The organism is Sphingopyxis sp. H115 (assembly GCF_001468465.1).
GTDB lineage: Bacteria > Pseudomonadota > Alphaproteobacteria > Sphingomonadales > Sphingomonadaceae > Sphingopyxis.
Genome location: NZ_LNSA01000019.1, coordinates 68350 through 92561 on the forward strand (window position 1 = coordinate 68350; position 24212 = coordinate 92561).

At 64.5% G+C, this 24212-nt stretch carries 30 protein-coding genes; 23 read left to right on the forward strand and 7 right to left on the reverse strand.

The window, feature by feature from the left end:
- Positions 1 to 56 precede the first annotated feature (56 nt).
- From ATE71_RS14085 to ATE71_RS14125, 10 genes are all read left to right on the forward strand, one after another.
- Positions 57 to 329 (forward strand): hypothetical protein, encoded by a 273-nt coding sequence (locus ATE71_RS14085; RefSeq protein WP_235588028.1) that lies wholly within the window; start codon positions 57 to 59, stop codon positions 327 to 329.
- 95 nt (positions 330 to 424) lie between these two features.
- Positions 425 to 589, forward strand: coding sequence for a hypothetical protein (locus tag ATE71_RS22545; protein WP_160328041.1), 165 nt, complete (start codon positions 425 to 427; stop codon positions 587 to 589).
- A 3-nt stretch (positions 590 to 592) separates the two neighbouring features.
- Positions 593 to 1006: a hypothetical protein gene (locus ATE71_RS14090; protein WP_058803996.1), complete on the forward strand. Its 414-nt coding sequence runs from the start codon at positions 593 to 595 to the stop codon at positions 1004 to 1006.
- On the forward strand, positions 1003 to 1197 hold the full coding sequence (locus tag ATE71_RS14095) for a helix-turn-helix transcriptional regulator (RefSeq protein ID WP_058803997.1): 195 nt from the start codon (positions 1003 to 1005) through the stop codon (positions 1195 to 1197). Before ATE71_RS14090 ends, ATE71_RS14095 begins: the two co-directional genes overlap by 4 nt.
- An 81-nt stretch (positions 1198 to 1278) precedes the next feature.
- Positions 1279 to 1533, forward strand: coding sequence for a DUF6356 family protein (locus ATE71_RS14100; protein WP_058803998.1), 255 nt, complete (start codon positions 1279 to 1281; stop codon positions 1531 to 1533).
- On the forward strand, positions 1530 to 2294 hold the full coding sequence (locus ATE71_RS14105) for an alpha/beta fold hydrolase (protein WP_058804028.1): 765 nt from the start codon (positions 1530 to 1532) through the stop codon (positions 2292 to 2294). The genes ATE71_RS14100 and ATE71_RS14105 overlap by 4 nt, the downstream gene beginning before the upstream one ends.
- Positions 2295 to 2303: 9 nt before the next feature.
- The gene (locus tag ATE71_RS14110; protein ID WP_058803999.1) at positions 2304 to 2741 is read left to right on the forward strand and encodes an acyl-CoA thioesterase; all 438 of its coding nucleotides are present in this window, start codon (positions 2304 to 2306) and stop codon (positions 2739 to 2741) included.
- Positions 2742 to 2750: 9 nt separating this feature from the next.
- Positions 2751 to 3188, forward strand: a complete 438-nt coding sequence (locus ATE71_RS14115; protein WP_058804000.1) for a VOC family protein — start codon at positions 2751 to 2753, stop codon at positions 3186 to 3188.
- A gap of 118 nt (positions 3189 to 3306) precedes the next feature.
- The gene (gene gloB / locus ATE71_RS14120; protein WP_058804001.1) at positions 3307 to 4035 is read left to right on the forward strand and encodes a hydroxyacylglutathione hydrolase; all 729 of its coding nucleotides are present in this window, start codon (positions 3307 to 3309) and stop codon (positions 4033 to 4035) included.
- A gap of 64 nt (positions 4036 to 4099) precedes the next feature.
- Complete coding sequence (locus ATE71_RS14125) at positions 4100 to 4546, forward strand: hypothetical protein (RefSeq protein WP_201022958.1); 447 nt, start codon at positions 4100 to 4102, stop codon at positions 4544 to 4546.
- A gap of 157 nt (positions 4547 to 4703) precedes the next feature.
- Here the strand turns inward: ATE71_RS14125 and ATE71_RS14130 are convergent, their stop codons facing one another.
- The 3 genes from ATE71_RS14130 to ATE71_RS14140 form a co-directional block, all read right to left on the reverse strand.
- Positions 4704 to 6533, reverse strand: a complete 1830-nt coding sequence (locus ATE71_RS14130; protein ID WP_058804002.1) for an AMP-dependent synthetase/ligase — start codon at positions 6531 to 6533, stop codon at positions 4704 to 4706.
- A gap of 65 nt (positions 6534 to 6598) precedes the next feature.
- On the reverse strand, positions 6599 to 8290 hold the full coding sequence (ggt, locus tag ATE71_RS14135) for a gamma-glutamyltransferase (protein ID WP_058804003.1): 1692 nt from the start codon (positions 8288 to 8290) through the stop codon (positions 6599 to 6601).
- A gap of 40 nt (positions 8291 to 8330) precedes the next feature.
- Positions 8331 to 9401: a quinone-dependent dihydroorotate dehydrogenase gene (locus ATE71_RS14140; protein ID WP_058804030.1), complete on the reverse strand. Its 1071-nt coding sequence runs from the start codon at positions 9399 to 9401 to the stop codon at positions 8331 to 8333.
- 83 nt (positions 9402 to 9484) lie between these two features.
- Between ATE71_RS14140 and ATE71_RS14145 the strand changes: the two genes are divergently transcribed.
- Complete coding sequence (locus ATE71_RS14145) at positions 9485 to 11305, forward strand: DUF885 domain-containing protein (RefSeq protein WP_058804031.1); 1821 nt, start codon at positions 9485 to 9487, stop codon at positions 11303 to 11305.
- A 137-nt stretch (positions 11306 to 11442) separates the two neighbouring features.
- On the forward strand, positions 11443 to 12288 hold the full coding sequence (locus ATE71_RS14150) for an AraC family transcriptional regulator (protein WP_235588029.1): 846 nt from the start codon (positions 11443 to 11445) through the stop codon (positions 12286 to 12288).
- A gap of 216 nt (positions 12289 to 12504) precedes the next feature.
- On the opposite strand, the gene ATE71_RS14155 is transcribed toward ATE71_RS14150, so the two are convergent.
- Entirely contained in the window at positions 12505 to 12858 is a 354-nt protein-coding gene (locus ATE71_RS14155) for an Imm8 family immunity protein (protein WP_058804005.1), read from the reverse strand.
- Positions 12859 to 13031: 173 nt separating this feature from the next.
- Between ATE71_RS14155 and ATE71_RS14160 the strand changes: the two genes are divergently transcribed.
- The 10 genes from ATE71_RS14160 (at position 13032) to ATE71_RS14205 (ending at position 19983) form a co-directional block, all read left to right on the forward strand.
- Positions 13032 to 13493: an SUF system Fe-S cluster assembly regulator gene (locus tag ATE71_RS14160; RefSeq protein ID WP_058804006.1), complete on the forward strand. Its 462-nt coding sequence runs from the start codon at positions 13032 to 13034 to the stop codon at positions 13491 to 13493.
- The gene (gene sufB, locus ATE71_RS14165; RefSeq protein WP_058804007.1) at positions 13490 to 14977 is read left to right on the forward strand and encodes a Fe-S cluster assembly protein SufB; all 1488 of its coding nucleotides are present in this window, start codon (positions 13490 to 13492) and stop codon (positions 14975 to 14977) included. Before ATE71_RS14160 ends, sufB begins: the two co-directional genes overlap by 4 nt.
- Complete coding sequence (locus ATE71_RS14170; RefSeq protein ID WP_082665217.1) at positions 14974 to 15495, forward strand: endonuclease domain-containing protein; 522 nt, start codon at positions 14974 to 14976, stop codon at positions 15493 to 15495. Before sufB ends, ATE71_RS14170 begins: the two co-directional genes overlap by 4 nt.
- 77 nt (positions 15496 to 15572) lie before the next feature.
- Entirely contained in the window at positions 15573 to 15890 is a 318-nt protein-coding gene (locus tag ATE71_RS14175; protein ID WP_058804008.1) for a hypothetical protein, read from the forward strand.
- Between the two features lie 3 nt (positions 15891 to 15893).
- Positions 15894 to 16715, forward strand: coding sequence for a Fe-S cluster assembly ATPase SufC (gene sufC / locus ATE71_RS14180; protein WP_058804009.1), 822 nt, complete (start codon positions 15894 to 15896; stop codon positions 16713 to 16715).
- Positions 16712 to 17443 carry a SufD family Fe-S cluster assembly protein gene (locus ATE71_RS14185; protein WP_058804010.1) on the forward strand — a complete coding sequence of 244 codons (732 nt, stop codon included), beginning with the start codon at positions 16712 to 16714 and terminating at the stop codon, positions 17441 to 17443. Before sufC ends, ATE71_RS14185 begins: the two co-directional genes overlap by 4 nt.
- A gap of 80 nt (positions 17444 to 17523) precedes the next feature.
- Positions 17524 to 18708 (forward strand): aminotransferase class V-fold PLP-dependent enzyme, encoded by a 1185-nt coding sequence (locus tag ATE71_RS14190; protein WP_152998792.1) that lies wholly within the window; start codon positions 17524 to 17526, stop codon positions 18706 to 18708.
- Positions 18705 to 19187, forward strand: coding sequence for an SUF system Fe-S cluster assembly protein (locus ATE71_RS14195; protein WP_058804011.1), 483 nt, complete (start codon positions 18705 to 18707; stop codon positions 19185 to 19187). The genes ATE71_RS14190 and ATE71_RS14195 overlap by 4 nt, the downstream gene beginning before the upstream one ends.
- Positions 19187 to 19543, forward strand: coding sequence for a HesB/IscA family protein (locus ATE71_RS14200; protein WP_058804012.1), 357 nt, complete (start codon positions 19187 to 19189; stop codon positions 19541 to 19543). Before ATE71_RS14195 ends, ATE71_RS14200 begins: the two co-directional genes overlap by 1 nt.
- Before the next feature lie 2 nt (positions 19544 to 19545).
- Positions 19546 to 19983 carry a GNAT family N-acetyltransferase gene (locus tag ATE71_RS14205; RefSeq protein ID WP_058804013.1) on the forward strand — a complete coding sequence of 146 codons (438 nt, stop codon included), beginning with the start codon at positions 19546 to 19548 and terminating at the stop codon, positions 19981 to 19983.
- Here ATE71_RS14205 and ATE71_RS14210 read toward each other — a convergent pair.
- The 3 genes from ATE71_RS14210 to ATE71_RS14220 all read right to left on the reverse strand — a co-directional run bounded on the left by ATE71_RS14210 (position 19980) and on the right by ATE71_RS14220 (position 23266).
- Positions 19980 to 20696 carry an extensin family protein gene (locus tag ATE71_RS14210; protein WP_058804014.1) on the reverse strand — a complete coding sequence of 239 codons (717 nt, stop codon included), beginning with the start codon at positions 20694 to 20696 and terminating at the stop codon, positions 19980 to 19982. The two genes, ATE71_RS14205 and ATE71_RS14210, sit on opposite strands and share 4 nt — an antisense overlap.
- Before the next feature lie 50 nt (positions 20697 to 20746).
- Positions 20747 to 21751 (reverse strand): sulfite exporter TauE/SafE family protein, encoded by a 1005-nt coding sequence (locus ATE71_RS14215; protein ID WP_058804015.1) that lies wholly within the window; start codon positions 21749 to 21751, stop codon positions 20747 to 20749.
- A gap of 105 nt (positions 21752 to 21856) precedes the next feature.
- The gene (locus ATE71_RS14220) at positions 21857 to 23266 is read right to left on the reverse strand and encodes a cytochrome P450 (RefSeq protein WP_201022960.1); all 1410 of its coding nucleotides are present in this window, start codon (positions 23264 to 23266) and stop codon (positions 21857 to 21859) included.
- Positions 23267 to 23438: 172 nt separating this feature from the next.
- On the opposite strand from ATE71_RS14220, the gene ATE71_RS14225 reads away from it, so the two are divergent.
- Positions 23439 to 24212, forward strand: a 774-nt coding sequence (locus ATE71_RS14225; protein ID WP_082665219.1) for a hypothetical protein, incomplete at its 3' end; no start/stop codon positions are given.

The window sequence follows — 24212 nt, forward strand, 5'->3', positions numbered from 1 at the left end:
CCTCGACGCGAGCACCGCATTCTACGAAATGCTGGGGCTGAACGTCGTGAGCGATCATGGCACCTATTCGCCTGCTCGCCGACGGCCAGGGCTGGCAGCTTCATCTGACGAACGAATCCTGCCGGACCTGGCCCGCGCGCGACCAGAATCCGTTCGGCCTCTACCTTTACACCGAGCGCGTGGCCGAACTGGCGGAGCGTGTCCGCGACCGCATCCTCGGCCCGGCCAAAGCGCCGACACACAAGCCATGGGGCATGTATGAATTCGCGCTGTCCGATCCCGACGAGGCACTGGTGCGCATCGGCTGGCCCAGCCACCTCATCGGCTAAACCACCAAGCACCCTTGTCACTATGTAAATGACGCTTGACTATCGAGTCGCCGTATGTCAATGTTCCTTTACTGATTAACAAGGGAGCTTGACCAATGCCGCCTATCTTCCGTGCCCTGCTCTGGGCCATTCCCAGCTTCGCCGTCGCCCTCGGCTGGATCGCCGATCTTATTCCGGCGCCGCTTGCCAGCACGCTCATTCTCGTCCTGCCCATCGCGATGCTCGCGACCACGCCGCGCGCGGCCTGCCGGAAAGCCTGACCGATGGCCGCGAACCCCGCGCAGCGCCGCTACGTCGGCCGCATGATCCCGATTTCGATCGCCTATGTTGCGGCGGTGATGCTGGCGAGCTGGATCATTCCCGATGACGCCGCCGCCACCCCCCTGACCGTCGCGGTGGCGCTGGTTCCGGCGCTCGCAACATCGGGCTTCATCTGGGCGATGGCCCGCTTCGTGACCGAACTCACCGACGAATATGTCCGGATGCTGGAGATCCGCAAGATGCTGGTGGCAACGGGACTCACGCTGGCGCTGGCAAGCGGCTGGGGCATTTTGGAATTGTTCACCGACGTGCCGAAGGTGCCGCTGTTCTTCGTATTTCCGGTGTGGTGCCTGGGGCTCGCGGTCGGGTCGCTGGTCAACAAGCTGACCATCGGCGATGCCGGGTCTTGCGCATGAAAAACCGTCTGAAAATCCTGCGCGCCGAACGCGACTGGAGCCAGCAGGACCTGGCCGAACGGCTCGAAGTATCGCGCCAGTCGGTCAATGCCATCGAAACGGGCAAATATGACCCCTCACTCCCCCTCGCCTTTCGCATTGCCGACCTGTTCGGCCTGCCGATCGAAGCGATTTTCCTGAAGGAAGGATAATCGGCGCGGGCGCGTGCGCCGATCTTGCGGGCGCACCCGTCGCCCGCTAGGGCGGCCACAGCCGAAAAAGGAACCACCGCCATGTTCAAGCGCCTGTTCGTCGATCATCCGAAGAGCGTCGATGAAAATTACATCGAGCATTTCGGCGTCGCCTCGAAATTCGGCATGACGATGATCTGGGGCGGTTTGTGCGCGCTCGTTCATGCCGTCGTCCCCGGCTGGTGCATCACGACGGGCAGCGACACGATCCAGCGACTCAACCATATCATGGTCGAAAAGCGGCGCGCCAAGGGGCAGGCCGTGATGCAGATGAGCACGATCGACTGGGTCATCTGATCGCGGTGGACGCCGTGCCCGATTTCCTCGACCGCGCGGGCCGCCCGCGACTTGCCCATCGGCACACGCCGGGCGCGGGCCCGACGATCGTCTTCCTGCCCGGCTATATGTCGGACATGGCGGGCGGCAAGGCGACCGCCTTGTTCGACTGGGCGGCGAGCGAAGGGCAAGCCTGCCTGCTGCTCGACTATGCGGGATGCGGCCTGTCGGACGGATTGTTCGCCGACCAGACACTGCTCGACTGGCGCGGCGACATACTCGACCTAATCGATGCGAAGGTCCAAGGCCCCGTCGTGATCGTCGGTTCGTCGATGGGCGGCTGGCTGATGTTGCTTGCGGCGCTTGCGCTCGTCCAGCGCGACGGGCCGGGCCGTGTCGCGGGGCTCGTCGGCATCGCCCCCGCACCCGATTTCACCGACTGGGGATTCAGCGAGGACGAAAAGGCGATCATCCTTGCGGAAGGCGCGCTGGTCGAGCAAACGCCCTATAGCGACCAGCCCTATGTGACGACGCGCGGGTTTTTCCAGTCGGGCGAAGCGAACCGGCTGCTCGACGCCGAAATCCCCCTCGCCTGCCCCGTGCGCCTGCTCCACGGGCAGGAGGATGGCGACGTCCCGCCCGACATCAGCCTGCGCCTGTCGGCCGCGCTCGCGAGCGCGGATGTCCAGGTGACGCTCGTCAAGGGCGGCGACCACCGCCTGTCGCGCGACACCGATATCGCGCTACTGATCGACACGGTCGCGCGGCTTGCGACCAACTAGAGGACCATCATGGCTCGCAGCGATTTCAAATTCAGCGTCAGGAAGCGTGTCCGCTATGCCGAAATCGACGCGCAGGCGGTGGTGTTCAACAGCCGCTATCTCGAATATTTCGACATCGGGATCACCGAATATTGGCGCGGAGTCGGCGTCTATGATCGCTGGCCGGCGCATAGCAGCCCCGAATTCCACGTCGCGCGCGCCGAGGTCAACTATCGCGCGCCGATCCTGCTCGACGAGGAAATTGAGATTTGCGTGCGCGCGGCGCGCGTCGGCACCAGTTCCATGACCTATTTGTTCGAGCTGCACGGCGCGGGCAAAGACGATCTGCGCGCCGACGGACAGCTGATCTATGTCCATGTCGCCGAAGCGCAAGGCGCACCGGCGCCGGTGCCCGACGAATTCCTATTCCTGTTCGAAGCGTTTGAAGCGCGGCCCCTTCGCGCCTAATACAGGCGGATGATCAAATATCTTCACACGATGATCCGCGTGTCGGATCCGCAAGCCACCGTCGATTTCTTCAAGCTTATCGGGCTCGAGGAGACACGCCGTTTCGATAACGAAGCCGGCCGCTTCACGCTGATCTTCCTCGCCGCCCCCGGACAGCGCGATGTGGCCGAGGTCGAGCTGACCTATAACTGGCCGCCCGAGGACGGCAGCGCGCCCGAGCAATATAGCGGCGGGCGCAATTTCGGGCATCTCGCCTACCGGGTCGACGACATCTATGCGACGTGCCAGCGGCTGATGGACGCCGGGGTGACGATCAACCGGCCGCCGCGCGACGGACATATGGCGTTCGTGCGCTCGCCCGACGGCATTTCGGTCGAACTGTTGCAGGAGGGCCATCTGCCGCCGCAGGAACCCTGGGCTTCGATGCCCAACACGGGAAGCTGGTAAACGCACCACCCCGCGCGAGCGAGGGAGACTTTCCGCAAAGCCTGTGGCACGATTGCGCACCAAGGCCCGCTGGCGTCCGCTCCGTCTTGAAGGTGCGAGACGCTGGAAAGGAGATATCATGGCTGCGCTGGACATTGTTCGTATTCCCGTCCTCAGCGACAATTATGTCTGGCTGGTCCACGATCCCGCCAGCGAAGCAACGATGGTGGTCGACCCTGCGGTTGCCGATCCCGTGCTGGCGGCGGCGGCGGAACGCGGCTGGACGATCACCGATATCTGGAATACCCACTGGCACCCCGATCACACCGGCGGCAACGCCGCGATCAAGGAAGCGACCGGCTGCACGATCACAGGCCCTGCGGCCGAGTTTGCGCGCATCCCGACGCTCGATGTGCAGGTGAAGGGCGGCGACCGCGTACAACTCGGTGAACATGTCGCCGATGTCTGGGACGTACCCGCGCATACGGGGGGGCATATTGCCTATCATTTCGCCGATGACCTAGCGATCTTTGTCGGCGACACGATGTTCGCGATGGGGTGCGGCCGGTTGTTCGAGGGCACCGCGGAGCAGATGTTCGCCAATATGCAGAAGCTCGCCACGCTCGACGATGCGACGCAGGTCTATTGCGCGCACGAATATACGCTGTCGAACGCGCGCTTCGCGGTGACGGTCGACCCGGACAATGAGGCGCTGGCCACGCGGCTTGCGGCGGTCGAGGCGGCGCGCGCTGCGGGCGAGGCGACGGTGCCGACGAGCATCGGAGAGGAACGTGCGACCAACCCCTTCCTGCGGGCGCCGAACGCCGCCGAACTCGGCCGTATCCGCGCGTTGAAAGACGCCGCCTGATGTCCACGCTTCAGCGCCCGTTCATACGCCTCTGGTATCCTGATTACCCTCAAGGAGCATTTTCATGATCAAGCTGAACCTGATGGGGGCCGCGTTGCTGACCGCGACCGCGCCGCTGGTGGTCAGCTGCGCGCCGTCCGGTTCGGCCGAACCGGGTGCCGCCGCGCTTACCCCCAAACAAGCCGAACGGCTCGACAAACAGCTCGCCGGCAAGGTGCCCGGCGAACCGATCAAATGCCTGCCCAGTTACCGCAGCACCGATACGATCCGCGTGTCGGACAGCATCCTGCTTTATCGTTCGGGCGGCAACCTTGTGTACCGCAATGACCTCAAGAGCAGCTGTCCCGGCCTCGCCCGCGACAGCGACATCATGGTCGTGCGGCAATTCGGATCGTCGACGTGCAGCGGCGATTTCTTCCACCTTGTTGACCGGTCGAGCGGCATCCGCGGCCCGACCTGTGTGTTCGGCGAATTTGTCCCCTATCGCAAACCGGCGGGGGACAAAGGCTGAGCCACGGGTTCAGCCGCAGGCGGGGACCGGTTTGCGCCGAGCTCTTCGGGTCGCAACCCCGCCTGCCTTAGATCGGATGTCGCCTCCGCGAAGGCAGGGGCGGGAAACAGCCTTGCCGCTACGCCGGTAGCGGCCTCCGCCTTCGCGGGGGCGACGATCAAGCCTTGTACAGCGCCGCGATCTTGTCCGCATAAACCTGTTTCAGGATATGGCGCCGGATCTTCATCGAGGGCGTCATCTGTTCATTCTCGATCGTAAAGGCTTCGTCGGCGAAGTCGAATTTGCGCACCTTTTCGATCACCGAAAGCTGGCCGTTGACGCGGTCGACCGCGGCGCGGATCGCGGCGCGGAATTTCTCATGCTCGCGGAGCAGCTTGAGCTCCTTGGGCAGCCCCTCGGCCTCGGCCCATTCGGCTGCCCATTCGGGATCGGGGACGAGGATGCCGACGAGATGCGGGCGCTTGTCGCCATAGACCATCGCCTGCAGGATTTCGGGCTGGAGGGTCAGCATGCCCTCGACGCGCTGCGGCGAGACATTGTCGCCCTTGTCGTTGACGATCAGATCTTTCTTGCGATCGGTGATGACGATCCGGCCCTTGTCGTCGATGTGCCCGATATCGCCGGTGTGGAGCCACGGCCCGGCTTCGGGATCGGCGGCATCGGGGATCAGCACGCGCTCGGTCTCGGCCTTGTTGCGCCAATAGCCCTTCATGACGAGTTCGCCGCGGACGAGAATCTCGCCGTCGTCGGCAATCTTCACTTCGGTGTTCATCAGCGGCGGGCCGACGGTGTCCATCTTGATCCCCGCGCTCGGGCGGTTGCAGCTGATCACCGGCCCCGCCTCGGTCTGGCCATAGCCCTGGAGCAGCGTCAGCCCGATCGAGTGAAAAAAGACCCCGATTTCGGGGTTGAGCGGCGCGCCGCCCGACACCAGTGCCTTCATCCGGCCGCCGAAACGTTTCTGGATCTTGGGCCGGAACAATTTGTCGAGGATCAGGTCGACGGGCCGGTCGAGTACGCCCATGCGGCGCTCATAATCCTTTTCGCCGACGCGCAGCGCCTGATTGAGCATCCAGTTCGCGAGCTTGCCCTGTTTTTCGACCGATTTGATCATGCGCGCGCGGATCACCTCGAACAGGCGCGGCACAACGACCATGATCGTCGGCCGCGTCTCCTCGATGTTCGAGACGAGCTTTTCGAGCCCCTCGCTGTAAAAGATTTGGGCGCCGACCATGATCGGCAGGAACTGGCCGCCCGAATGTTCATAGGCGTGGCTCAAAGGCAGGAACGACAGGAACACCTCTTCGTCGCCGATCCCGAAATCGTTGACGAGCACTTCGGCGGCGCCCGCCGCATTGTGCAGGATCGCGCCGTGATGCTGCATCACGCCGCGCGGCGCGCCGCCGGTACCGCTGGTATAGATGAGGCAGGCGGTGTCCTCGCGCTTGACGCCGAGCCCGCGCGCCTTGGTTTCCTCGACATAAGCCTCGCCGCCTTCGACGAGCGGCGCCCAGTCGTGCACCGACACTTCGCCCTGCTGGCCGACGCGTAGGCTTTCCATCGTGATAACGATATGCGCCTCGGAGCGCATGACCGCGGGCATCAACGTGCGCGCCAGCTTTGCGGTCGACACGATCACCGCCTTCGCACCGCTATTGTCGAGGATATGCTGATGGTCGCGTTCGGTGTTGGTCGTATAGGTCGGAACGGTGATGCAACCCGCGGCCATGATGCCGAGGTCGGCAATGCACCATTCGGGCCGGTTCTCGCTGACCAGCACCACCCGGTCGCCTTCCTTGAGGCCGAGGTCGCGCAGATTATGCGCGAGCGCCGCGACCTGGTTCGCGACCTGCCGCCAACTCAGCGGCTGCCAGGCGCGGTCGGCCTTGCGCCACAGGAAGGGATCTTCGCCGCCCCGTCCCGCGCGGTCGAAAAACATCGCGACCAGACTTGGGAACTGGTCGAGATGGGGGTTTTCAAGCTTCATTCTGCCTCTCTCCAGGGAGTGTTCATTGTCTTTTTCGTCATTGTTATCGCTTTAGGGTCGGGACCCTAGCCCTGCGGCGGAGTGCCATCCACGGCCGACGTGCCGGGACCCCGCGGGTCGGCTGCTCCGCGCCAGCCGTCGCCGACGCGCTCGATCGCGTTGAGTTTCGACCCGAGATCGGTCGGCGTGATGCTGTAGCCAAAGGGTTTCATCTTCGCGGCAATCGCCTTGCCCGCATCATTATCCTCGATGATCACGCCCTCACGGCCGAAAAACAGGTTCGGAAGCTCCATCGCCGATTGCGCATCGAGTCCCCAGTCGAGCACGCCGACCAGCACCTTGGTCACATGCATGATGATGCGCTTGCCGCCCGCCGAGCCGACCGCGAGCACGACCTTGCCGTCGGGACCGTAAACGATCGTGGGCGACATAGAGGACAGCGGCCGCTTGCCCGCCTGAACCCGGTTCGCGGTCGGGACGCCGCCCATCGTGGGTGCATGGTCGAAATCGGTCAGTTCATTGTTCAGGAAATAGCCATTCGCGATCAAATGGCTGCCGAAAATGCTTTCGACGGTCGAGGTCATCGAGACGACGTTGCCCGTCCGGTCGGCGACGACGAAATGGGTGGTTCCCTGTTCGGGCACCGGCGCCGCAGCCGCGCGCGGCTTGGCGCCCGGCGGGGTGCCGGGTTCGTAGCGGCCCGCGGCGCGATAGGGCGAGATGAGCTGGCGGCGCTGGCCGAGATAGTTTTTGTCGAGCAGCCCCTGCACCGGAACGTCGACGAAGTCGGCGTCGCCGAGATAGGCGGCGCGGTCGGCGTAGCTGAGCTGCATCGCTTCGGCGAGCAGGTGCCAGCTCATCGGATTGTCCTTGCCCATCGCTTTCATGTCCCACCCCTCGATCATGCCGAGGATACCGAAAACGGTGGTCGCGCCCGACGAGGGCGGCCCCATGCCGCAGACCTTGTAGATACGATAGGTCGTGCAGACCGCCGGACGCTCCTTCGCCTGGTAGGCGGCGAGGTCCTTTGCCGTCAGCACCGCCGCGTTGCGCGGCGCCTTCGCGACCGCATCGCCGATCGCGCGGGCGTTGGCGCCGCTATAGAAGGCATCGGGACCGCGCGCCGCGACGTCGCGGAGCAGCGCGGCATAGGCGGGATTCTTGAGGCGCGTGCCGACCGGCGCGGGCTTTCCGTCGATATAATAGATCGCGCGCGCGGCGGGAAAATCCTTCCACATCGGTTCGAACCGGCTGAGCCAGCCGTAGAGCGCCGGCGTGACTTCAAACCCCTCCTCGGCCAGCTTGATCGCGGGCTGGAACAGCGCCTTCCATTCGAGCTTGCCCCATTTTTTATGCGCCATTTCCATGAGGCGCATATTGCCCGGAACTCCGACCGAAAGGCCGCCGGGAATGATTTCCATATAAGGGCGCGGTTTGCCGTCGGCGCCAAGGAAACGCTCGGGCGTCGCGGCCGCCGGTGCCGTCTCGCGGCCATCGATCGTCGAAATGCTGCCGTCGGCGGCCTTGTGATAGACCATGAAACCGCCGCCGCCGATCCCGCTCGATTGCGGTTCGACCAGCGTCAGCACCGCGACCATCGCCACGGCGGCGTCGGCTGCAGTCCCGCCCTGATGCAAAATCTCGCGCCCCGCCTCGGTCGCGCGCGAATCCGCCGAAGAGGTCACGCCCTGCGCGAAAGCGGGCAGCGGCAGGGTCAGGGCGAGGCAGGCGGCGAGCGCAAGGAGTCTTTTCAACATGCGCCGACTTTGGCCCGCGCCTCGGGCCAGCGCAACCCCGTCAGTGCGCCGCCCCCACCGCGTCGGCGACGCGCGTGAAGCCGTCGCGCACGGCAAGATCCTCGAGCCCGCGCGCGATCCGCGCCGCGAGCCCGGGCCCGGCATAGACCATCGCCGAATAGAGCTGGATCAGGCTGGCGCCCGCGCGAATCCGCTCCCACGCCTGTTCGGCCGATGCAATGCCGCCGGCGGCGATCAGCGGCAATTTCCCGCCGCTCGCGCCATGGAAATCGCGGACCCGCTGGAGTGCGAGCCCGGCGAGCGGCGCGCCCGACAGGCCGCCGGCTTCGTCGGCGTGGCGCGACGCCAGCGCCGGTCGCACGATCGTCGTGTTCGACACGATCACCGCTGCGAGCCCCTTGCCCATCGCCACCGCGACGATATCGTCGATGTCGGCGGGCTCGAGGTCGGGTGCGACCTTCAGGAACACGGGTTTGGCGGCGCCCGCCGGCTGCGCCGCGGCGACGCCATCGAGCAGCGCCTCGAGCGCGCCCTTGTCCTGCAGCGCGCGCAACCCCGGGGTGTTGGGCGAACTGATATTGACCGTCAGATAATCGGCGAGCGGCGCCATCGTCGCAGTGCCCTTCGCATAATCGGCGATGCGGTCGGCGCTATCCTTGTTGGCGCCGATGTTGATGCCCAGCGGCACCGCGATGCCGCACGTGCGCAGCCGCGCGATGCGTTCGGCCGCCGCCGCCTGCCCGCCGTTGTTGAACCCCATGCGGTTGATCACCGCGCCATCCTCGACCAGCCGGAACAGGCGGGGGCGCGGGTTGCCTTCCTGCGGCAGCGGCGTCAGCGTGCCGACCTCGACGAAGCCGAAACCGAAGCGCGGCATGACCGCGGCGACGCGCGCATCCTTGTCGAAGCCGGGCGCGAGCCCGACCGGGTTCGGAAAACTGATGCCGGCGAGTTCGGTCGCAAGGATCGGGCTGGTCAGCGCATGGCGCGCGCGCGGCAGCGGTTCGAGCGCGCTCAGCGTCAGATTATGCGCCGCCTCGCCATCGGTGGCGTGGACGATCGGGCGGACGAGCGCATAGGCGGCGTCGGTCAGGGAAGCGAAGAGCGACATGCCCCACGCCATTGCGCGCGCCGAAGCGCTATGGCAAGCCCCGGCCGGTCAGCAAGAGCCATCGGAAAATCCGGGAGAAAATCGTGTCGCACCTTCGCATCCTCGCCCGCCTGTCCACCGCGCTCGTCCTTCTCGCCGCCGCCGGCTGCGTGCCAGCCGCCGTGCAGGACGCGCCCGCGACCGTGGCTGCAGCGCCGGCTCCCGAGGCCGCGCCCGCGGGGGCGAACCTGGCGCAATTCTTCGACAATTACGACGCCGCGCAATTATCGCTGTCGCCCGAAACCAAGGCACGGCGCGGGATTCGCGACGGCGATTACGGGAAATGGAGCGATGTGTCGGACGAAACCGAAGTCGCGAGCCACAAGCTGCAGCAGGCGACGGCCGCGGCGATGCGCGGAAGTTATGACCCGGCGGAGCTGACCGCCGACGAAGCGCTGTCGTTCGAACTGTTCAACACGCAGGCGGCGCGCGCCGACCGTTTGTTCCCCTTCCGCAAACATGGCTATATCTTCGACCAGATGAACGGCGCGCAGAGCCAGATGCCCGCCTTTCTCATCAACATTCACCGCGTCGCCGACACCGTCGAAGCGGAGGCCTATATCGCGCGTATCCGCGGCATCGGCCCGGTGCTCGATGCGCTGTCGGCGCAGTCGGCGGAGCGCGCGGCCAATGGCATCCAGCCGCCCAAATGGGTCTATCCCTATGTCATTTCCGACATCGGCAATTTGCAGGGCCCAGACAATGCGGTGATCGAGGATATCAGCGCGAAAGTCGGCAAGCTCGCCATCGATCCGGCCGAAAAGGCGCGGCTGATCGCCTCGGCCAAGGCCGCCTGGGCCGAAAGCGCGGGCCCTGCCTATGGCCGCTTGCTTGCCGAAATGCAGCGCCAGCAGGCGAGCGCCCCGACCGAGGACGGCATCTGGCGCCTGCCCGGCGGCAAGGCCTATTATGAAGCGTTGCTCGCCAATTACACCACGACCGACATGACCGCGACCGAGATCCACGACCTCGGCCTCGCCGAAGTCGCGCGCATCCACGGCGAGATGAAGGCGATCATGGCGAAGGTCGGCTTCAAGGGCACGCTCCAGCAATTTTTCGAGCATCTGCGCACGAGTCCGCAATATTATTACACTACCCGCGAAGCCTATCTGGCCGAAGTCGACGCCAAGGTTAAGGCGATGGAGGCGCGGCTGCCCGCCTTTTTCAACACGCTGCCCAAGGCGCATCTGCAAGTGAAGGCGGTCGAGGCGTTTCGCGAGAAATCGGCCGGCAAGGCCTTTTATTCGTCGCCCTCGCCCGACGGCTCGCGCCCCGGCATCTATTATGTCAACCTGTACGACCTTCGCGATATGTCGAAGACCGAACTCGAGGCGCTCGCCTATCATGAGGGCGTGCCGGGCCACCACCTTCAGCGCGCGGTGCAGACCGAGCTGACCGGTCTGCCGCCCTTCCGCCGCTTCGGCGGCTTCACCGCCTATACCGAGGGCTGGGGCCTCTATACCGAGGAACTCGGCAAGGACATGGGCTTCTATACCGATCCCTACAGCGATTTCGGGCGCCTCGGCATGGAGCTGTGGCGCGCGTGCCGGCTCGTCGTCGACACCGGCATCCACGACAAACGGTGGAGCCGCGAACAGGCCATCCGGTATCTGAAGGACAATACGCCGAACCCCGACGGCGATATCGAAAAGGCGATCGAACGCTATATCGTCTATCCCGGACAGGCGACCGCTTACCTCATCGGCAAGCTCAAGATCATGGAGCTGCGCGGCCGCGCGCAGGCGGCGCTCGGCGACAAATTCGATTTCCGCAGCTTCCACGATGTCGTGCTCGAGACGGGGCCGGTCCCGCTCGACATTTTGGAACGGCGCGTCGACAACTGGATCGCCGCGCAAAAGGGTTAAGGAAATTGACGATTGGCGCTTGACGCGCGCGTCCGAAAAGCAAATGGTTTCGCGACAAGAAGGCAGCCGGGGAAAGGCTGTCGGGGTCTGGGTCCATGTCGCAAGCAACCTCTTCGTCGCCGGGCGGGGACGGCGTTATGCCGTTCGAGCTTCATTATTTTCCGCCCGATCCCGACCTGGCGGAAATGGTGTCGAGCTTTTACTTCGCGCGCGTCAACATGCCGCGATTCGACGAATATGAGCGCGCGGACCGCCCCCAATTCCGTTTCGTGACCGCTGCCGACGGCGAATATATCTTTGCAGACGGCCACAGCTCGACCGTGTGCCGGTCCAATATCGTCGGGCCGACCAGCGGCCGCGTGCGCGCGATCAGCAACTGCCCCACGCAGATGTTCGGTTTCGGCATGCTGCCCGCCGGCTGGGCGGCGCTGATGGGCGACGATGCCGACAAGCTCACCGACCGCGCGATGGACGCTGCCGACCTGTTCGGCCCGTGGATCGAGGAAGTCGCCGCCGCGCTGGAAAATGCCGCCAGCGTTGAGGAAAAGCTCGTCATCGGCAATAATTTCGCGCGCGAAGTGCTCAAGCGCAACGAGCCCGCCCCGATGTGGTTCATCCGCACCGTCGACGGCTGGCTGACGGCATCGCCCTCGCCGCAGGTGCCCGAACTGGTCGAGGCGACGGGCATGTCGATCCGCTCGGTCGAACGGATGACGAAACATTATTACGGCCTGTCACCGCGGATGCTCGCGCGCAAATATCGCGCCGTCCGCGCCGCCTCGGCCTTGGCGCGCGGCGAAGGGCTCGACGCGGCGCAGCTCGGCGATGCCTTTTACGACCAGTCGCACCTGATCCGCGAGATCAAGCGCTTTGCCGGCGCCACCCCCGGCCAGCTCGGCAAGCCGACGACCTATACCGAGGCAACGACCAAGGGCCGCAAACAGCTCGCCGGCAAGGTCAGCCCGCTCGTCTCCGAAACCTGAGACGCCGCGTTAACCTTCGAAAATTTCCTGTCCCGTCGATTTGGCGTTTCCATACAATCGCGAATCGGTGCAGCGGCATAATTCACCCCTGCGACCCAGAAGAGCTCATCCTCTGACGAGGACTTGAGACCTTCATCTTGGCACTCATTTGGCCCCGGCCGGATGGGTGCCATTTTTTTGGTCTATCGAGCGGCGGCATGGGCGCGGGAGCGGCCGTCAGCCGTTGTAGTCCGCAAATTCCCATCGCGCCCATTCGCCGATTTTGATCGCTATTTCCTGCCATTTTGCACCGGTGGCGTGCCGAAGGCGCTTGCGCACATATTGCTCCACAGCGTCGGGATCGAATTTGCGCATGAATAGCCTCTGGCCGCCGGGCAACACCAAGTGTCGATCGAGTTCGGAATCGAGCCAGCTCGGCGAGCAAACTTCAAAATCTAACAGATCGGCTCCGATGCTGCCCATCGAACCAATTTCAGCGCGGACGGCGATACAGAAGACGTCTCCGGCAGGCCGGATATCAGTCAGGAATTCGCCATCTTGTGTCGCAAGGGATCTCAGTTCTGCTTCCATTCTCCCAGATTAGGTTCGAGGTCCAATGTCCGCAACCGGTCGAAACCCGTCACCCCACCCTCATCTTTACCCCGCCCAACCACGGCTTGCTTGCGCCGCGGCGCTCGCGCGCCTATGTAAGTGGAGTAATTCACTCCAGTTAAGAATCGTTCGCAACTGCGACGGAAAAGATCATGCGCTTGTCCAACCTTGCCGATTATGCCGTGGTGCTGATGAGCGCCGCCGCGCGCCAATGTGGGTCGGTGCCGCTGCACGCCGCGATGCTGGCCGAACAGACGGGGATTCCGGGACCGACCGCGCAGAAGCTGGTGAGCCAGCTCGCGCGCGCTGGCCTGCTCGTCGCGTCGCGCGGCAGCGGCGGCGGGGTGCGGCTCGCGCGGCCTGCGGCGGCGATCAGCGTCGCCGACATCATCGAGGCTGTCGAAGGACCGATCGCGCTGACCAGCTGCGTCGCCGAAGGGCGCCACGATTGCTCGCTCGAGGGCAGCTGCAAGGTGCAGCCGCATTGGGGCGTCGTGAACGGCGCGGTGCGCGGTGCATTGCAAGAGATTAGTTTGGCGTCCTTGAGCGGCGCGCCCAAACACCCCTCCCCTCCGCCGATCCCGGCATTGGCCGGCGACGAGATCAGAATATGACCGATAACACCGAAACCCGCATCAAGGACCAGGCCGCGCACGACGCCGCCGCCAAGGTCGCCGATTATGAGCACGGCTGGTCCTCGGCGATCGAGACCGACTTTGCGCCGAAGGGGCTGACCGAGGATACGGTCCGCTTCATCTCGGCCAAGAAGAACGAGCCCGAATGGATGCTCGACTGGCGGCTGAAGGCGTTTCGCCACTGGCTGACGATGGAAACGCCCGACTGGGCGAAGCTCAATGTGCCGCCGATCGATTACCAGGATGCCTATTATTACGCGGCGCCGAAACCGAAGCCCAAGCTCGGCAGCCTCGACGAGGTCGATCCCGAAATCCTCGAGGTTTACAAGAAGCTCGGCATCCCGATCGAGGAGCAAAAGGTGCTCGCGGGGGTCGAGGGTGCGCGCAAGGTTGCGGTCGACGCAGTGTTCGACAGCGTCAGCGTCGCGACGACCTTCCGCGAGGAATTGAAGCGCGCGGGCGTGATCTTCCTTTCGATCAGCGAAGCGATCCGCGAATATCCCGAGCTGGTGAAGAAGTGGCTTGGGCGTGTCGTGCCGATGCACGACAATTATTTCGCGGCGCTCAATTGCGCGGTCTTCTCCGACGGGACGTTTGTTTACGTGCCTGAGGGCGTGCGCTGCCCGATGGAGCTCAGCACCTATTTCCGCATCAATGCCGAGAATACGGGGCAGTTCGAGCGCACGCTGATCGTCGCCGACAAGGGCGCCTACGTTTCCTACCTCGAAGGCTGCACCGCGCCGATGCGCGACGAGAACCAGCTTCACGCCGCGGTGGTCGAACTGGTCGCGCTCGACGATGCCGAGATCAAATATTCGACCGTCCAGAACTGGTACCCCGGCAACGCCGAGGGGCTGGGCGGCATCTATAATTTCGTGACCAAACGTGCGCTCTGCCAAGGCAAGCGCAGCAAGGTGTCGTGGACACAGGTCGAAACCGGCTCTGCGATCACGTGGAAATATCCGAGCTGCGTATTGAACGGCGACGACAGCGTCGGCGAATTTTATTCGGTCGCGGTCACCAACAATTTCCAGCAGGCCGACACCGGCACCAAGATGATCCACAATGGCAAGCGCACGCGCTCGACCATCGTTTCGAAGGGCATCAGTGCGGGCCAGTCGAACAACACCTATCGCGGCATCGTCCGCGTCGCGCCCAATGCCGAGGGCGTGCGCAACTTCACCCAGTGCGACAGCCTGCTTCTGGGCAGTACGTGCGGCGCGCACACCGTGCCGTATATCGAGGTCCGCAACCCGACCGCCACCGTCGAGCATGAGGCGACGACGAGCAAGATCAGCGACGACCAGCTCTTCTACGCGATGCAGCGCGGACTGGGGCAGGAAGAGGCGGTGGCGCTGATCGTCAACGGCTTTGCCAAGGAAGTGCTGCAGCAACTGCCGATGGAATTTGCGGTCGAGGCGCAGAAATTGCTCGGGATTTCGCTTGAGGGTTCGGTCGGATGACGCAGCTGACCCTCAACGACCATGCGAAGCAGACCCAAGCCCCTCCCCTTCAGGGGAGGGGTAGGGGGTGGGGCCTCTCGGCCGAACGCCTCGCCGAACTGCATCGCTACGCAGCGGATATGCGCCGCAATCCGACCGAGCCAGAGAAGCGGTTGTGGCGGCATCTGTCGAACAGCCAGCTTCGCGGGTTCAAGTTTCGCCGCCAGCAGGTGATCGGCTCGTTCATCGCAGATTTCGTTTGTCCTTCGGCAAAGCTGATCGTCGAGGTCGATGGCGATACGCACGACGAAGCCAAGGACCGGCTGCGCGACGACATGTTGGCCGGGCATGGCTTTCGCGTGATCCGCGTGACCAACGCCGATGTCATGCAGAATATGGACGGCGTGTTGATTTTTCTATCCGAGGCGTTGCGTCAGGCCGAGAGGCCCCACCCCAACCCCTCCCCTGAAGGGGAGGGGCTTGATGCGGTCGAGGCGCAGAAATTGCTGGGGATCAGCCTTGAGGGGAGCGTGGGGTGAGATTTTTCCTGATAATCGCGCCTCTTGCGCTTGCAGCGTGCGCCCAGAGTTCGGCCACAGAAGGGGGAAATGCGACGATGACTGAAGTTAACATCGAGTCCGCAACCTATTCTGACCATACACGCGAGCTGGAAGATGCTTTCAAAGAAGCGATCTATGTCGACGTTGACCAGCGCGCGCTCGACTATGAGGCGATTACTCGCGAAGAAATTGCCGCCATTACGAATGAACTTCGGCAGAAACATGCCAATGTCATAGCCAAGTTCGCAGAATCATTTGTCGCTGATGAGGCCGCTGCCGGATCTTCCAAAGCCGATGCTGAATTGCGGGCGGCCGCCTATGTCGACGACTATTTTCAGTCCCTTTGGGACGTCCAGATCGATTTGAACGGTTAGAATATGCTGAAAATTGAAAACCTCCACGCCACCGTCGTCGACAAGCCGATCCTGAAAGGCCTCTCGCTCAGCATCAACGCGGGCGAAATCCATGCAATCATGGGGCCCAATGGCGCGGGCAAGTCGACGCTCTCCTATGTGCTCGGCGGGCGGCCGGGGTATGAGGTCACCGAGGGATCGGTGAGCTTTACGCCCGATATCATGTTCCCCGGCGCCGGTGCGACGGGTGAACCCGGTTCCGGTTTTGAGCGGGGAACGGGAACGACCGAGACGCTAGACCTCCTTGCCCTCGACCCGCACGAGCGCGCCGCGGCCGGCCTGTTCCTCGGCTTCCAATATCCGGTCGAAATCCCCGGCGTGTCGAACGTCCAGTTCCTGCGCGAAAGCCTCAACGCCCAGCGCAAGGCGCGTGGCGAGGAGCCGCTGTCGGGCGGCGATTTCCTGAAGCTCGCGCGCGAGAAGGCGGGGCTGCTCAAGCTCGACATGGACATGCTCAAGCGCCCGGTGAACGTCGGTTTTTCGGGCGGCGAGAAGAAGCGCAACGAGATGGTGCAGATGGGCATCCTCGACCCCAAGCTCGCGATCCTCGACGAGACCGACAGCGGCCTCGACATCGACGCGCTGCGTATCGTCGGCGATGGCATCAACAGCATCATGCGCCGCCCCGACAAGGCGGTGTTGCTGATTACCCACTATCAGCGCCTGCTCGATTATGTGCAGCCCGATTTCGTCCATGTCCTCGCGGCAGGGCGGATCGTGAAGTCGGGTGGGCCGGAACTGGCGCGCGAACTGGAAGCGCATGGTTATGCGGAGATTGCGGCTTGAACACCGCCACCCTCCCCACCCGGCGCGACGAAGCGTGGCGCTATAGCGACATCGACGCCGTCACCGCGGCGTGGCCGCTGCCCGCGCCCGAGAGCATCATGGTGCCCGCGGGCGGCGACTTCCGCCGCGCGATCGTGCAGGACGCGGGCGATATCCGCCAGATCGAACTGGTGCTCGGCAAGGGCGCGACCGCGTCGCTGCACATCCTCAACATCGGCGGCGCCTATGGCCGCATCGAACTTGCGGTGACGCTCCACGAAGGCGCCGACTTCAACCTCGGCGCGGCGCAGATCGGCGGCGGCGAACAAAATCTCGAGATCGTGACGACGGTCACCCACGCCGAACCCGGCGCGACGTCGCGGCAGGTCGTGCGATCGGTGCTCGGCGGCACTGCGACGGGCACCTACCTCGGCAAGGTCGCGGTCGCGCGCGATGCGCAGCAGACCGACAGCGAGCAGGATGTGAAGGCGATGCTGCTCGAGCGCAGCGCGACGGCCAACGCCAAGCCCGAACTCGAAATCTTCGCCGACGACGTCAAATGCGCGCACGGCTGCGCAATCGGCGAGCTCGATGCGATGAGCCTCTATTATCTCCAGTCGCGCGGGCTGCCGCCGGGCGAGGCGAAGAAGTTGATGCTGCAGGCGTTCGTCGCCGGCGTGTTCGACGGCGCCGAGGATGAGGCGCGGTTGCAGGAACTGGCGCTGGCAAAGCTGGGAGAGCTGGTGTGAGCACCGCCGACATATCTTCTCCCCTCCCGCATGCGGGAGGGGTCGGGGGAGGGCCTGTTTCGTCAGTGCCCGGCTTCGACATGCCCTCCCCTAACCCCTCCCGCCTGCGGGAGGGGGACGTCCGCGCCGACTTTCCCGGCCTGACCCCCGGCTGGCATTACCTCGACACTGCCGCGACCGCGCAGAAGCCGCAGGCGGTGATCGACGCGACGGTGAAGGCGATGGGCCGCGACTATGCGACCGTGCACCGCGGCGTCTACGCCCGCTCCGCCGACATGACGCTCGCCTATGAAGCGGCGCGGCGGCGGATTGCGGGCTTCGTCGGCGCCAGCGAGGAGCAGGTGACCTTCGTGCGCGGCGCGACCGAGGCGATCAACCTTGTCGCCTACTCGCACCCGCGAAAGGGCCGCGTGCTGCTGTCGGTGCTGGAACATCACAGCAATATCGTACCGTGGCAGCTCGCCGGGTGGCAGGTCGATGTGTGCCCGCTGACCGCCGATGGCTGTATCGACCTGGACGCCGCCGAGAAAATCCTGACCCCCGATCATAATATGGTCGCCTTTGCGCATGTCTCGAACGTGCTCGGCAGCCCGCTCGACGTCGCGCGCGCGGCCGAAATCGCGCACCGCGTCGGAGCCGAACTGCTGATCGACGGCTGTCAGGCGGTACCCCGCCTGCCCGTCGATGTCGCCGCGCTCGGCTGCGACTATTATGTCTTTTCGGGGCACAAGCTCTACGGGCCGACCGGCGTCGGCGTGCTGTGGAGCGACAAGCTCGACGCGCTGCCACCGTGGCAGGGCGGCGGGTCGATGATCGACCGGGTGACCTTCGCCAAGACCACTTACGCCCCCGCGCCCACCCGCTTCGAGGCGGGAACGCCGGCGATTATCGAGGCGCTGGGGCTGGCCGCGGCGGTCGATTATGTCGATGCGATCGGCATCGATGCAATCCATGCCCATGAGGTCGCGCTGGTCGCCACGCTCAGAGAGGCGCTTGCACGCAAAAACAGCATCACGCTCTATGGCCCTGAAAACAGTGCCGGAATCGTTAGTTTTTCGATGGCAGGGGTTCATCCGCACGACATCGGCACTATCTTGGATGAAAGCGGGGTCGCGATCCGCGCCGGGCACCATTGCGCACAGCCGCTGATGGAGCATCTGGGCGTTCCCGCGACCGCGCGCGCGAGTTTTGGCGTGTACAGCAATGACGACGACGTGACGGCGCTGATCGATGGCCTCGCCCGCGTCGAGAGGATTTTCGGATGAGCGAGGATCGCATGAGCGAGACCGGGATTAGGGTCGAGGAAGTGGAAAGCGTCGAGCCGCCGCCGAAGGCGCGCGTCGAGGATGTCGAGACGGCACCCGAAAAGCTTGAACGCAAGCGCGACTATCTTGAGGGATTCCTCGCGGCCAAGCCAGTCGAGGTCGCCCCCGGCGCGGTCGGCGGCGACCTCTATGAGGCGGTGATCGACGCGCTCAAGGAGATTTTCGACCCCGAAATCCCGGTGAACATCTACGACCTCGGCCTGATCTACAATGTCGAGATCGACGAAGGCCATGTGATGGTCACGATGACGCTGACCACCCCCCATTGCCCCGTCGCCGAGTCGATGCCCGCCGAGGTCGAACTGCGCGTCGGCGCCGTGCCCGGCGTCGGCGATGCAGAGGTCAACCTGGTGTGGGATCCGCCGTGGTCGCCGCAGAATATGAGCGACGAAGCGCGGCTCGAATTGGGGATGTTGTGATGACCGAAACAAAGACCCGCGCCCGCCCGGCAGCCGTGACGCTCACCCCCGGCGCCGAGGAACGCATCGCGAAGCTGATGGCGGCCGCGCCCGAGGGCGCGATCGGCGTCCGCCTGTCGACTCCGCGCCGCGGCTGTTCGGGGCTCGCTTACTCGGTCGACTATGTGACCGAGGAGGAAAAGTTCGACGAGAAAATCGAAACGCCCGGCGGCATTTTCTACATCGATGGCGCGTCGGTGCTCTACCTGATCGGCAGCACGATGGACTGGGTCGAGGATGATTTCGCCGCAGGCTTCGTGTTCGAAAATCCGAACGCCAAGGGCGCGTGCGGCTGCGGCGAGAGCTTTACCGTCTGACGATGCAAGTCCGCGATGCGGAAATCGCCGACACCCCGGTCTGGGCTGCGATGCGCGCGCGGCTCTGGCCCGAAGCCGATGCGGCCGAGCTTGCTGACGAACTGCCCGCGATGCTTGGCGACGAAACGCTCTGGAATTTCATCCTGATCGACGAGATGAACCGAGCAGTTGGTTTTGCCGAGGTCCAATTGCGCACCATGTTCGACGGTTGTCCGGTCGCTCCCTATCCGCATATCGAGGGAATCTGGATCGACGCCGTGCATCGCCGCACGGGCGCCGGGCGGCGGCTGCTTGCGGCGATCGAGGAGCGTGCACGCAAGCGCGGGCACGACCACATCGGGTCCGACGTCGAACTCGACAATATCGGCAGCCAGGCTTGGCACAACGCGTGCGGCTTTGAGGAAGAGGCCCGCTCGATCCTCTATTCGAAACCGCTCTAGCGACAGACCGTCCAGCCCGCCGTTCGCGCCGCCATGTCGAAATGGAAATGATTGGCGTGCGCGTCATTATGGTCGGGTGACAGCACGGTGCTGAACAGCCCGCAGGTTTCGTCGCGGACCGCGTGCAGGAACTCGCTGCGCCGGTCGCCGGGCGTCCAGTCATTGACCAGCGTGATGCGCGTCCCGTCGGCAAGGACGAAGGCCGAAATGTCGATCGCATTGGCGGTCGAATGCTCGCTCTGCCCCTGCTGTCCCGCGATCTTGCGACAATTATAAGCGCCGAGATTTTCGATCTCGACGATCTTTTGCCCGAAATATTTCCGCGCAAGCGGCTGGACCACATCGCGGTCCCACAGGATCAGCGCCGCGGTCACCGCACAGCCCGGCGCGGCGCCCGCGGGCCGCATCGTCGGCGCGAAGCGGTTGCCGGTCAGGATCATGCGCTGGCTCGCCCGGCACGCGCCCGTGCCGATGGCGGGTCGCCGCAGATAGCCCGCGCCGGCGCGGTCGAACGCCGCGAAACAGGCGCTGTCGTCGCTGGCGAGCGCCACCAGCTTGCGGTGCGTGGCCCACCCCTGCGGATGCGCGAGTTCGAAGCGCGCGCCGGGCAGGTGCTCGGGATGCGTGCGCACCCATTGCATGCCGAAGATCGCACCAAGGGTCAGCAGCACCGCGACGGCGAACCAGGTCAAATAGGGGCGAAGGCTTTTCACCCGGCCTTAGTGGCGCGCCCGCCGCGCCGGCACAAGCCGTGCCGTGCGGGCTAGCCCGACGCGCCCGCACTCCCCGGATCGGGCCGCACGCCGGCTGCACGTTCACGAGCAAGGCGCGCGAGCGAAATCCAGAATATCGCGAACAGCGCCAGCGAGAAACCGCCCGAATAGGCGAATTTTTCAAGGCTTGGATTCTTCCAGTTAAAATAGACCATCTGGAAGATGTTGAGCGCGACGATCGCGCGCAGCATCCATTCGACGTTGAGCTTGCCGAGAATATAGCTGCCAAAGGGCGCCATGAAGAGCACGACCGGATAGGCGCAGAGCCAAGTTTGCACCTGATAGGCGCTGATGTCGCCGTCCCAGAAGAAACGATAGCCATAGCCGAGGATCGAAATCGCAGCCATAACCATGATGCTGATATGCGTCGCGACCTTTTCGTCCATGCGAAAGCGCGTGACGAGCAAAGTGTAGATGACGATGTCGGCGCCGGTGCCGAACAGGCTGGCGCACATCCCGCCGATCAGCGCGACGCCGCCCAGCATCGCCCGGTCGCCCGCACCGCGCACCGCAAGCAACGGCCGCACGCCGCGATGCTTTCCGAAGACATAAGCAAGCGCGAAGGTCGTTATCAGGCTGAGGAACAGAGCCTGGATCACAAAGACCGGGATTGACTGGAGCAACAGCATGCCGAGGACGAATCCCCCAAAGGCGACCAGGACGAGCCAAATGACGGGAGTGTAGGCGGGCAGGTGACGGCCGCGGCGCGATAATATCCAGATGCTCGCGCTCGTCATCCCGACCGATTGGATCATCAGGCTGAAATCGCGCGCCATTTCGCGCTTCACGTCGAGAAAGATGCTGAGCACCGGAAAGGCGACCGCGCCGCCGCCTTCGGGGGTCAATCCGGCAACGAAGGCGCCGAGGACCATGATCGCGGGATAATACCAATGATCCCAGAGGAAAACGAGCGAGTTCAGCGTAGCGAAAAGCAGCACCCAGAGCAGCATCATGCCCGCATACCAGCCGCGGAATATCCGGCTTTCGAAAAACAAGGCGCCCTACCCCTCGCTCGATGTCCGGAACGTCGCCCGGAGTGTTCCCCGGCGTCATACTATATGCGAACGCTCACCCCTGGCTAGCAGCCAAGGCGCGAATTGCTATGCAAGCGGGACGAAGGTCACCGTCAGCCCGTCCTTGGGCCGCGGGATCGGCAGCACCTGCCATTTGGGCGCATATCCGTCGGCCACGACGATGCGGTGCGTCGTAATGACATGGTGGAAGAAGATTTTGGCTTGCATGTAAGCGAAGTGCAGCCCGAGGCACATATGCGCGCCGCCACCGAAGGGGACCCACGCATATTTGTGCCGCTCGCGCGCGACCTCGGGCGAGAAGCGCATCGGGTCGAATTTTTCGGGCTGCGGCCAATGCTCTTCCATCATGTGCGTGAACGCGGGGCTGACGCCGACCGAGGTGCCCGCCGGGATGCGATAGCCGCCATATTCGAAATCCTTGAGCGCGCGGCGCGGGAAGCTCGGCACCGGGGGCACAAGCCGCAGCGCTTCCTTGAAGGCCCATTCGGTCATTTCGAGCTGGCCGAGGCTGTTGTGCCCGACCCCCTCGCCCGCGGGAGCCACGGCGAGCATTTCTTCGCGCAGCTTGTCCTGCCACTCGGGATGGCGCGCCAGTTCCCAGACCAGCGTCGTGATCGAACTGGTGATGGTGTCGTGCGCCGCCATCATCAGGAAGTTCATATGGTCGACGATCGCCTCGACCGACATATATTCGCCGTCATCATCGCGCGTACGGCAGATCTGGCTGAACATGTCCTCGCCCGCGCCTTCGCGCCGCTCGGGGACCATCCGGCTGAAATAATCGACCAGATAGGCGCGCCCCTTCGCGCCGCGGCCCATCGCGGTGAAGGGCAAGGGCACGCGCACGACACCGATCGACGCCTGCACCATGTCGACGAAGGCCTTGTTGACCTTGTCCGCCTCCGGCCCCCAGGGAATGCCGAGGAAGCTGGTTGCGGCGAGGTCGAGCGTCAGTTCCTTGATCGCGGGATAGAATTTGAAGGTCTTGCCGCTCCACTGGCCGATGCGGCCTTTGATCCCTTCATTGAGCGATTCGGCATAGTGGCGCATCGGTTCGGGCTTGAATGCCACCGACAATATCTTGCGGTCGGCGCGATGCTTTTCGAAATCCATCAGCATCAGCCCGCGCGGGAAGAGCAGGTTGAGCACCGGGCCCCAGCCCTGCTCGGACGAGAAGATCTTGTCGCGGTCGAACATGACGAGCTCGTTCGCTTCCGGCCCGTGCAGCGCGACGCTGCGCCCGCCGAAACTGTTGTTGCGATAGACGCGGCCATATTTGGCGACCATGCGGCGCGTGAAGGCGGGATAGTCGCGTAGCTGTTCGAGCGTGTTGCCGATGACCGGCATGCCATCCTCGCCCGGAATATGATCGATCGCGCTGTCGGGATTGCGCGGCAACCAGTGCCGCGTGTCGGGACCGAAGCGCTTTTCGGACCACAGGCTCTTCGCAGGCTGGATATTCGTCGGCGCGTTCATCGGTCGATCCTCGTCCATCATGTTCGGGCGACAGGCCTACCCAACTACTGACATCGATGCAAGTAAGGCCTTTCGGGGCGCGGAACACCATTCACCGCAAATTCAACTCGACTCGGACATGTTGGGGTCCAAGATGACGGGTCGCATCCGTTGGACCCAAAAGGAAAAAGCTATGGCGAAGAGTCTGAAGCGCCCCCTCTCGATCGCGCTCGGCGCGCTTGCGACGACGACGCTCGGCGGCTGCTATTATGGCGACGTCTATGGGGCGGGCTATGCCTCGGGCGGCGACTGCGCCGCGCGCTATGGCAACGCTTATTATGATTATGACGGCTATGCCTATGACGACGGCTATGGCTATGATTGCTACGACGCCTCCGATTATGGCAGCGGCTTCGTCAATATCGGGTTCGGCGGCGGCTGGTACGACAGCTATTATTATCCTGGCTATGGGCTGTGGATGTTCGATAACTACCGCAACCGCTATCCGCTCCGCGGCCAGTATCTGAACTATTGGGGCGGGCGCCGCGCCTGGTGGAAACATCATGGCGGTCGCAAGGATTGGAAGCCGGGACGCCCCGGCTGGCATCATGGCGACCGCGACGGGAAACCCGGCGATGGCAGGCCGGGACGCCCCGGCGGCTGGAACCGCGGCGACCGCGATGGCGACCGCCCGGGCGCCACGCGCCCTGGCCGCGGCAACCCCGGAACACCCCCCGCGGCCGGCAATCCCGGCCGGCCGGACCGGGGGCCGGGACGTCCGGATCGCCCCGGCGGCTGGAACCGCGGCGACGGCCATCCCGACGGACCGCGCGGCCCGCGTCCGGGCCGCGGCGCGGGCAATCCCGGCGCCCCCCCTGCCGCCGCCGTTCCGGGACGCCCCGGCGGTGGACCGGGCGCCGTCCGGCCGCGGCCCGAACGCCCGGCTCCCGTCGCCAGCCCGCCGCCC